Origin of the sequence: Phenylobacterium sp. (assembly GCF_031425575.1) — a bacterium.
GTDB lineage: Bacteria > Pseudomonadota > Alphaproteobacteria > Caulobacterales > Caulobacteraceae > Phenylobacterium.
Genome location: NZ_JANPJP010000084.1, coordinates 1 through 8,856, shown reverse-complemented (window position 1 = coordinate 8,856; position 8,856 = coordinate 1). Strand labels below are relative to the sequence as shown.

Here is an 8,856-nt window from a genome sequence, read left to right as displayed (position 1 = left end):
GGTGGCATCCAGGGTGGCGGTGCGGAAGGCGCCGTCCAGCAGCTCGCTGATGGCGCGGATCTTGGCCAGGTCCTCATTGGTGAGGATCGGCTGGGACACCTCCAGGCGCTTGTGCGTGCCGGCCTGACGGCCCAGCAGGTTAGGGCGCGGGCCGATCATCGACACCAGGCTCATCACCAGCTCCTCGCGGATCGGGTCGATCGGCGGGTTGGTGACCTGGGCGAAGTTCTGCTTGAAATAGTCGTAGAGCAGCTTGGCGCGCTTGGAGAGCACCGCGATCGGGACGTCGCCACCCATCGAACCGATGGGGTCGTCGCCCGTCTGGGCCATAGGCTCCAGGAAGAACTGCAGGTCTTCCTGGGTGTAGCCGAAGGCCTGCTGCCGATCGAGCAGCTGGGCGGGGTCGGCGCCCATCAGGGCGTCGGCAGGCGCGGCGTCAGGCAGGTCTTCCAGCTTGAACTGGGTCTGGGCCAGCCACTCGGCATAGGGCTCAGCGTCGGCGAGGGAGGCCTTGATCTCCTCGTCCTCGATGATCCGGCCTTCCTCCATGTCGATCAGCAGCATCTTGCCGGGCTGCAGGCGCCACTTGCGGACGACGCGCTCCTCCGGGACCACCAGCACGCCCATCTCCGAGGCCATGATCACATGGTCCTGGTCGGTGATGACGAAGCGGGCGGGACGCAGGCCGTTGCGGTCCAGGGTGGCGCCGATCTGGCGGCCGTCGGTGAAGGCGACGGCGGCGGGGCCGTCCCACGGCTCCATCAGGGCGGCGTGGTATTCGTAGAAGGCCTTGCGCTTGGGATCCATCAGCGGATTGCCGGCCCAGGCTTCCGGGATCAGCATCATGACGGCGTGGGCCAGCGGGTAGCCGCCGGCCACCAGCAGCTCGAGCGCGTTGTCCAGGCAGGCGGTGTCGGATTGGCCGTGCGGGATCAGCGGCCACATCTTGTTGAGGTCGGGACCCAGCAGGTCCGACTCCAGGGTGCGGCGCCGCGCGTTCATCCAGTTGACGTTGCCGCGCACGGTGTTGATCTCGCCGTTGTGGGCGATGAACCGGTAGGGGTGCGCCAGCTTCCACGACGGGAAGGTGTTGGTGGAGAACCGCTGGTGGACCAGGGCCAGGGCCGACTCCGTCAGCGGGTTCAGCAGGTCGGTGTAGAAGCTCCCCACCTGGCCGGCCAGCAGCAGGCCCTTGTAGACCACCGTCCGCGTCGAGAAGGACGGCAGGTACAGCTGGGTCAGGCCGGGCAGGTTCTTCTTCACCGCCAGCTCGGCCAGGGGGTTCTGCAACTGCTTGCGGATGGTCAGCAGCTTCCGCTCAAAGGCGTCCTGGTCCTTGGTCGTAGGCCCGCGACCAACGATAGCCTGGCGGATCACCGGCATCTCGGCGAGCACCGCTTCGCCCAGGCCCGTGGTGTCGACGGGCACGTCGCGCCAGGCGATGAAGATCTGGCCCTCGACCTTCAGGAAGTGCTCGAACTGGCTGACCGCCACGGCGCGGGCGGCGTCGTCCTGGGGCATGAAGCACATGGCCACGGCGTAGTCGCCGGGCGCGGGCAGCTCCACGCCTTCCTTGCCGGCCCAGTCGCGCAGCAGGGCGTCGGGCATCTGAATCAGAATCCCCGCGCCGTCGCCCACCAGGGGATCGGCGCCGACGGCGCCGCGGTGGTCGAGGTTGATCAGGATCTCCAGCCCGGCGGTCACGACCTCATGCGATTTGCGGCCCTTGATATTGGCCACAAACCCCACACCGCACGCATCGTGTTCATTGCGCGGGTCGTACAGACCTTGCCGTTCCGGAGCGCCCATGCGGGTACCTCATTCTTCTACTAGCAGGCATTACAGGCATGCGACTGCGCGGCCGAACCCGGCCGTCAAACGCACGTTCGCGCGGCCATTACCGGCAAGATCGACCCTTGTCGATGGGTTCGAACCTATGGATTTGAAAAGTTTTTCTAAGTTGCGAGGTCGAGAAGCGTTCTGTCCGCATCCCGCGCATTGCGGCAGCCGGTGAGCACCATGGCGGTGGCGAGCTCGCTGCGCAGGGTTCCAAGCATGCGGCCGACCATCTTCTCGCCGCCCGCGCCCAAGGCATAGGCCCAGGCCCGGCCGACGAAGCAGGCCTTGGCGCCCAGGGACAAGGCCTTCAGCACGTCGAGGCCCGAGCGGACGCCGCCGTCCAGATAGACCTCCAGGTCTCCCCCCACGGCGTCGGCCACCGCCGGCAGGGCCGAGATCGAGGAGCGCACCCCGTCCAGCTGCCGGCCGCCGTGGTTCGACACGATCAGGCCCTGCGCGCCGGCCTTCACCGCGTCGCGGGCGTCCTGCGGGTCCAGGACACCCTTGATCACGATCGGCCCGTCCCAGGTCTTGCGCACCCAGTCCAGATCAGCCCAGGTCACCGAGCGGTCGAAGTTCCTGGCGATCCAGGCCAGGAAGTCGGTGACGCCGCCGGCCTTGGGCACGGCGTTGGCGACACTTCCCAGGGTGTGGGGCCGGCCGTGCAGCCAGACGTCCCACAGCCAGCCGGGATGGGTCACCCCCTGCCAAGCCGTGTTCAGCGCGCCGGACATCCCGCTCGCTCCGGTGAAGCCCGAGCGCACATCACGATAGCGCGAGCCGGGCAACGGGAGGTCGACGGTGAAGACCAGCACCGGGCAGCCGGCCGCCTTGGCCCGCGCCAGGAGCTCGGCCATGTAGCCGCGATCCTTGAGCATATAGAGCTGGAACCAGGGCGCGGTCCCGCTCGCCGCCACCTCCTCCACCGAACAGACCCCCACGGTGGACAGGCAGAAGGGCACGCCCAGGCTGGCCGCCGCCCTGGCCGCCTGCACCTCGCCCCGGCGGCCGTACATGCCGGCCATGCCGACGGGCGCCAGGCCCACCGGGAAGGCGAACGTCTGACCCAGGGTCTCGATGCTGAGGTCCAGCTGGCTCATGTCGCGCATCACCCGCTGGCGCAGGGCGATCGCCTCCAGGTCAGCCACGTTTCGCTTCAGCGTGACCTCGGCGTAGGAGCCGCCGTCGATATATTCGAAGAACATCGGCGGCAGCCGGCGGCGCGCCAAGTCGCGATAGTCGGAGACCGAGGCCGGGTTCATGGCCGCCCTTCCCGTGGATGCCCGACACCTTCGTACGGCGCACGGGTCGGGTTTACAAATGTTCTACTTTTGTTCTAGCGTGACGGCATGCACATCCGACTCGCCCTCCCCTCCGACCTGCCGCCCACGCGCGACCGGCTGCGCAGCGTCCTGGGCCAGCAAAGGCCCGAGCATCCGCTCGATCCGGTGTCCCAGCTGATCAAGTCGCTGCTGAGCTCTCGGACCTATGACGAGGTGTCGTGGGCGGCCTTCATTCGGCTGCGGGCGGCCTATCCGGACTGGAACGCCCTGGTGCACGCCACCCAGGAGGAGCTGGAGCCGGTGATCGATCCGGTGACCTTCGCCGACCAGAAGGCGCGCCAGCTTCCGATCCTGGTCCGCGTGCTGCTGCTGAAGCGCGGCGAGCTGAACCTGGACTTCCTGGCCGCTGAGCCGGTGGAGGAAGCCATGGCCTGGCTGATGCGCCTGCCGGGGGTGGGCGTGAAGATCGCCGCCGCGGTGCTGAACCTCAGCACCCTGAACCGCCGCGCCCTGGTGGTGGACACCCACGTGCATCGGGTCTCGCGGCGCCTGGGCCTCACGGGCCGCAGCGGCGACGTGCGGGAGGCCTATGACAGCCTGATGGCGCAGGCGCCGGCTGAATGGCAGGGGGAGCAGCTCTATGAACTGCACTGGCTGCTGAAGGGCCATGGCCAGTCGCTCTGCACCCACTTCGACCCGGCCTGCGGCCTCTGTGTCCTGCGTGACGCCTGCCCTCGGGTCGGGGTCTCCAGCGACCAGGAAAGCCGCGTCATCGCCTTCGACGCCTAGCAACCGCCATCCGGCTCGCGCGTGCACGGGTCGCCGCGGATGTACGCCTCGCCCTGTTCCAACAGGCGGCGGCCGCCAACGCTCTGGAACGGGCCGCCCTCTAGAGGATCGAATTTCACGGTTCGGCTTTCATCCGAAGCGGTGCATCTGCTATTGCCGCGCGCCTGCGCCGTTGGAGCCGGGCGCGAGCCGGGCTAGTTTCACCGCGAGACACCGCTTTGCGGATTCTGAGGAGCTATTGATGACCGTCCAACGTCCCTGGGCCCTGATGCGCCACCACGCCGGCTGGGCCGATGTCTTCCACATCGACAGCGAAAGCACGGACTCCATCACCGGCTTCTATCCCGACCGGGAGACCGTGGGCCCGCCGGTGACCTACAGCGTGCGCGCCATCCTCGCCCGCTTCGAAACCATGGAAGCCGCCCGCGCCGCCCGCGAAGGCGCCGTCCTGGAGTGGCGCAAGCACGACGCCGCCGTTCGCGACGCCGAGACCACGCTGCGCGAGGCCGAGAAGGCCCGCGAAGACGCCTGGCTCAATTGCCTGAAGGGCGCCGCCGCCTAAGCCGTTCTATCCCGGCCGGGCTCCCCAAATTCGGGATCAAGCTTGGCCGGGAGCTCGCGCCGCTTCCATGACCCTCTTCGCGCCGCTGGGCACGCCAACACCTTCGAGGCCGAGGCCAGTTCGCCTATGGCCCGGACGCCGGCCGATGCGCTAGAACTTCGGAAGCTTCAGGCCCCTGGCGATCAGCCAGGCCGCCGCCACGGCGATCACGATCCCCAGCAGCAGGCTCCAGGCCGACGCGAACTTGAGGCTCGGGACGGGACCGGAGAACACCCGCTTGCCGGTGATCATGGCGGTGATGAGGTTCTGGCGCTTCCACAGGGCGTAGAAGGCGATGGCCGCAACGTGCAGGACCACCAGGGCCTGCAGCAAGCGGAAGCTCAGCTCGTGCCAATCCGAGGCCAGCCGGCTGGTGTCGAAATCCACCAAGTGGGACAGCGGCCCGGACTCGATGCCATCGATGTCGCTGGCGAACAGGCCAAGGCTGACCTGCACCAGCATGACCAGCAGCAGCAGGACCACGCTGACCGCCCCTATCGGGCTGTGGCCGACGATGTCGCCGGCGGTGCGCTTGCCCATGGTCTTGAGGTAGCCGACCGTCGCCCCGGGTCCCTTCACGAAGTGGGAGAAGCGCGCCGTCTCGCCGCCGAAGAAGCCCCAGTAGAGCCGGAACACCAGCAGGCCGATCACGCCATAGCCTGACCAGCGATGGACCTGCATGTTCTCGCCCCCGGACAGCCAGGAGACGAGGATCAGCACTACCAGGGCCCAGTGGGTGATCCGCGTCGGCAGGTCCCAGAGCCGGGTGGCGATCGGCGGCGTGTCGCTCATGGAGCCCCTAAGACTTTACGCGGAAGGGCGTGTGGCAGGTTCCGCAGGCGCCGCCGGTGGCCTTCACCTGGGCCTTGATGGCGTCGATGTCGCCGCCCTTGGCGATGGTCTCCAGCTTGGCGCTTTCCGTCTGCAAGCCCTTGGCGGCGGCGGCGAATTTGGCGGCGTCGGTCCAGATTTCCGGCTTGGCGGCGGTCTTGAAGCCCGCCTCCGGGCCGCTGCCCTTCGGGAACCAGTGAGGCACGTGGACGGCCTGGGCCTTGATGATCGTGGCCTGGGCCGCGATCAGCTTGGCGTCGGGGGCGTCGGTCTTGAGGTTGTCATTGATGGTCTTGAAGGCGCCGCCCATGGCCTTGAAGCCCTTCTGACGCTGCGCGATGGCGGTCTCGGCCGCCGAGGCCGCCAGGGCCGCCCCGCCGATGGCGGTCAGGCTGAGGACCATGCCCAGGGCCAGACCGAGGGGGCGCTTGGTGAGACGAGCCATGGAAGGACCTCTTCGCAACGGAAACCGTAGCGCCGAGTTTGAGGGGCGCCCGGACGCCGCGTCAATCGTGCGTTGGTTTCAGACCGTCCTGGTTTTGCTGCTGTCCTGAAATATTCAGCGGCGGGCGGTCTTGGTGGCCACCGTCTTGACCGGCGCACCCTCGCGGCCGGCTTCAGCGATCAGGGACGCGCAGGACGCGTCCTTGGCCAGGCCGGGATCGATGAACGGCAGCAGGAGCGCCAGGGGATTGACCACGGCGGCCAGGGCCACGGCGACGCCGCCCTGAGCAATGACCTTGCCGGTCTCGATGCCGACCTTGGGGCCGAGGAGCGGGCCCTTCACGGTGATCGGCGAGAGCAGGCGCACCAGGCGCAATTCCTTGGACTTGCCCTGGATACGGAGGTCCATGGTCTCGCTGTCCAGGTTGATGGTCCCGCCCCCGGTGGCCAGGACCGGCTTGGTGTCGAAAACGATGCGGTCGGCGGTCAGCACGCCATTCCTGGCCTGGAAGTGCGCCACGCCGCAGCGGATGGGCACCGACCCCTGGTCCTTGGAGAACAGCAAGCCCAGGCCCTTGGCGGCGTTGATGCCGAGCAGTTCCGCGAACGCCTCGCGGATCTCGCCGCTCGGAACCACGGCCAGCACCTCACCGTCGGCGTTGGCGGCCGCGCGATGCACCGAATTGCCGGCGCCCTTCAGCTTGATGCGCCCCACGAAGCTGCCGGCGAGCGGCTCGCCCTTGATGGGAATAAGCTGTTCCAGTCGGGCGTTGGAGAGCCTGACGTCCACCTCGGTTACGGGCGTCTCGCCGCGGGCGTTGAGGTGGGCCTGGCCGGTGATCTTGCCCTGGGGGAGGTCCAGGGTCAGGGGGTTGGCGCTGAGAAGGCCACGCTCCAGCTTCACCGTGACGTCGCCCGACCGCAGGGGCAGCATGGCGTCGCGGATGGCTGCGACCCGGTATCGGACATCGGCGTCCAGCGAACGGATCTTGCTGACGTTCAGGGTGGTGTCCGGCAGCAGACGCCGCTGGGCGGCCATCTTCCGCCCGATCGCCGCTTGTTCAGGAGAGACGGTCTCACCGGCCTTGCGGGAGGGCGCTCCGCCAAAGACCGCCGCGAGGTCGTCGAAGTCCAGGCTGCGGGTCCGCAGGTCGGCCTTCAAATAGGGCCGCTCATCGCCGGTCTCCACCGATATGAAGCCAGACAGATCGCTGTCACCTACGCGGCCGCCCAGGCCCTCGATCTTGTAGAGGCTCTCATCGCGCGAAAGCCGACCGTTCAGGCGGTAGGGCGGCGTGTTGGGCAGGGCCACGCCCGTCAGGTCGTATAGCGCCGCCAGGTCAGGCCCACGTGCGGTGACGTTCATCGAGAACTGCGCCAGGTCGAAGGGCTTGGGGATCGACCCCTTGGCGGTCACCCGCGTCGCGCCTGCGCGGATATCAGCGTCGAAAGGATAGGGCTTGCGGGCGTCGACGTTCAGCAGCGGGCCGCCCTGAATTCGCAGCAGGAACTTGTTTCCGTTCAGCGAGCCGTCGCCGGTCATAAGGAAGCCGCGGCCAGCCTTGCCCATCTCCTCTGTGGCGTTGATTTGGCCGTTCAGGACCAGCTTGCGCTTCTCGTCGACCATACGCAGATGGCCGTCATTGATCACGAACCGCCGGATGGGCGGCATCTTGAAGGGTTTCTTGGACTTCTTTCCATTGGAGAAGTCCCAGGTTGCGCGCCCCTGGAGGTCCCGTCTGAGGTCGATCTTGGCCTGGTTGAGCTCCAGGTTCAGCAGCACGACCTGACCCACCAACAGCGGCATCAGCTTCACCTGGACATCAAGCTTCTTGATGTCGGCGGTCTGGCCGGGACCGGCCCACTTCGGATTGCCAACGCGGATGCCTTCCACCGTTGCGCTGGGCTTGAAGGAGAAGGCGTCGACATCCAGATTGCCCGCCAGCACGATCTCGCGGCCGGTCTTGGCCGAGGCATAGCGCCCTATTGGGCCCCGCAGATAGTTCCAGTCGAACAGGATCAGGAACAGGGCGATGGCCGCCACCAGTGCGCCGACGATCCCTCCGGTCCAGGCCAGGGCTCTGTTGCTCGGGCGCTTGAGCTTTGTCTGACGCAGGCGCGTGCGCGCCCGCTCCCAGCCATGCCCCATCGCGCCGTGCGCGCGGCGCAGGCCATCAGCGGCCCGGTCGCGGGCGCGAATGAGGCCCGAGCGGGCGCGCTGATGGTAGGGTTCATCTGGCAAGGTGTGGGAACTCCGGGTCTGGCCAGAACGCGCCAGCCGCCGAAGGGGTCCGTCTAGTGCCGGACACCGCGGCCGGAGAAGGCGGTCCTCGCGGTGCGCAGGATAATCGACAGGTCCATCAGGGTGGTGCGGGCGGCCAGGTACTCAGCGTCCAGGCGAACCTTTTCTGGCACCGGCAACTCGTCGCGGCCGTGGATCTGGGCCCAACCTGTCAGGCCCGGCCGCAGGGTCTGGACACCAGCAGCAACCCGCAAAGCTATCAGGTCGTCCTGGTTGAAGAGGGCGGGACGCGGCCCCACCAGGCTCATATGGCCCAGCAGCACACTCCAGAGCTGGGGCAGCTCGTCCAGGCTGGTACGGCGCATGAAGGCGCCCAGAGGGGTGATCCAGGCGGCAGGGTCGGGCAGCAGGTGGGTGGCGACGTCGGGCGCGCCAACCCGCATGCTGCGGAACTTGGGCATGGAAAACAGGGCGTTGAATCGACCGACACGCCGCGACCAGTGCAGGGCCGGGCCAGGTGACTCCAGGCGAACGGCCACGGCCAGGAACAGCAGGACAGGCCACAGTACCAACAGGCCCGCCGCGGCGCCCAGGATGTCCAACCCACGTTTCAGCACACAGGTCCCCCTCGTCGGAGACCAGCCTTAATGCGCCGCGCGTTTTCGCGCTACGGCCTCAAGCTTTCGGGGCGGCCTTGGGCTTGGCTTTGGGCGTGGGCGCGGTGAGCTCCGCCGAGGCTTCGACGATCGGCGCCGCGGGTTCGACCACTGTCTCGGCGGCGGCTTGCTCTGGCGGGGTGTCCAGGGGGTTCGGCGCCGGCTCCGGCG

The 8,856-nt window shown here is 67.9% G+C and carries 8 protein-coding genes; 2 read left to right on the top strand and 6 right to left on the bottom strand.

The window, feature by feature from the left end; all coding sequences use genetic code 11:
• Together RMO97_RS04670 and RMO97_RS04665 are read right to left on the bottom strand one after the other, a co-directional pair.
• A partial coding sequence (locus RMO97_RS04670) for a glutamate synthase central domain-containing protein (protein ID WP_310539376.1) occupies positions 1-1,809 on the bottom strand: 1,809 nt, incomplete at its 3' end.
• Between the two features lie 146 nt (positions 1,810-1,955).
• Entirely contained in the window at positions 1,956-3,101 is a 1,146-nt protein-coding gene (locus RMO97_RS04665) for an L-lactate dehydrogenase (RefSeq protein ID WP_310539375.1), read from the bottom strand.
• 87 nt (positions 3,102-3,188) lie between these two features.
• On the opposite strand from RMO97_RS04665, the gene nth reads away from it, so the two are divergent.
• Both nth and RMO97_RS04655 read left to right on the top strand, forming a co-directional pair.
• Entirely contained in the window at positions 3,189-3,911 is a 723-nt protein-coding gene (gene nth, locus RMO97_RS04660; protein ID WP_310539374.1) for an endonuclease III, read from the top strand.
• 241 nt (positions 3,912-4,152) lie between these two features.
• Positions 4,153-4,473: a hypothetical protein gene (locus RMO97_RS04655; RefSeq protein ID WP_293497389.1), complete on the top strand. Its 321-nt coding sequence runs from the start codon at positions 4,153-4,155 to the stop codon at positions 4,471-4,473.
• A gap of 150 nt (positions 4,474-4,623) precedes the next feature.
• Here the strand turns inward: RMO97_RS04655 and RMO97_RS04650 are convergent, their stop codons facing one another.
• The 4 genes from RMO97_RS04650 to RMO97_RS04635 form a co-directional block, all read right to left on the bottom strand.
• Positions 4,624-5,304, bottom strand: a complete 681-nt coding sequence (locus RMO97_RS04650; protein ID WP_310539373.1) for a cytochrome b/b6 domain-containing protein — start codon at positions 5,302-5,304, stop codon at positions 4,624-4,626.
• Positions 5,305-5,311: 7 nt separating this feature from the next.
• Positions 5,312-5,788, bottom strand: a complete 477-nt coding sequence (locus RMO97_RS04645; RefSeq protein ID WP_310539372.1) for a cytochrome c — start codon at positions 5,786-5,788, stop codon at positions 5,312-5,314.
• A gap of 114 nt (positions 5,789-5,902) precedes the next feature.
• On the bottom strand, positions 5,903-8,029 hold the full coding sequence (locus RMO97_RS04640; RefSeq protein ID WP_310539371.1) for an AsmA family protein: 2,127 nt from the start codon (positions 8,027-8,029) through the stop codon (positions 5,903-5,905).
• A gap of 53 nt (positions 8,030-8,082) precedes the next feature.
• Entirely contained in the window at positions 8,083-8,643 is a 561-nt protein-coding gene (locus RMO97_RS04635; RefSeq protein WP_310539377.1) for a sugar transferase, read from the bottom strand.
• Between the last annotated feature and the right edge of the window lie 213 nt (positions 8,644-8,856).

Coding starts and splice junctions, on each gene's coding strand:
- RMO97_RS04665 (WP_310539375.1), bottom strand. CDS start 3,101: ATGAACCCGGCCTCGGTCTCCGACTATCGCGACTTGGCGCGCCGCCGG.
- nth (WP_310539374.1), top strand. CDS start 3,189: ATGCACATCCGACTCGCCCTCCCCTCCGACCTGCCGCCCACGCGCGAC.
- RMO97_RS04655 (WP_293497389.1), top strand. CDS start 4,153: ATGACCGTCCAACGTCCCTGGGCCCTGATGCGCCACCACGCCGGCTGG.
- RMO97_RS04650 (WP_310539373.1), bottom strand. CDS start 5,304: ATGAGCGACACGCCGCCGATCGCCACCCGGCTCTGGGACCTGCCGACG.
- RMO97_RS04645 (WP_310539372.1), bottom strand. CDS start 5,788: ATGGCTCGTCTCACCAAGCGCCCCCTCGGTCTGGCCCTGGGCATGGTC.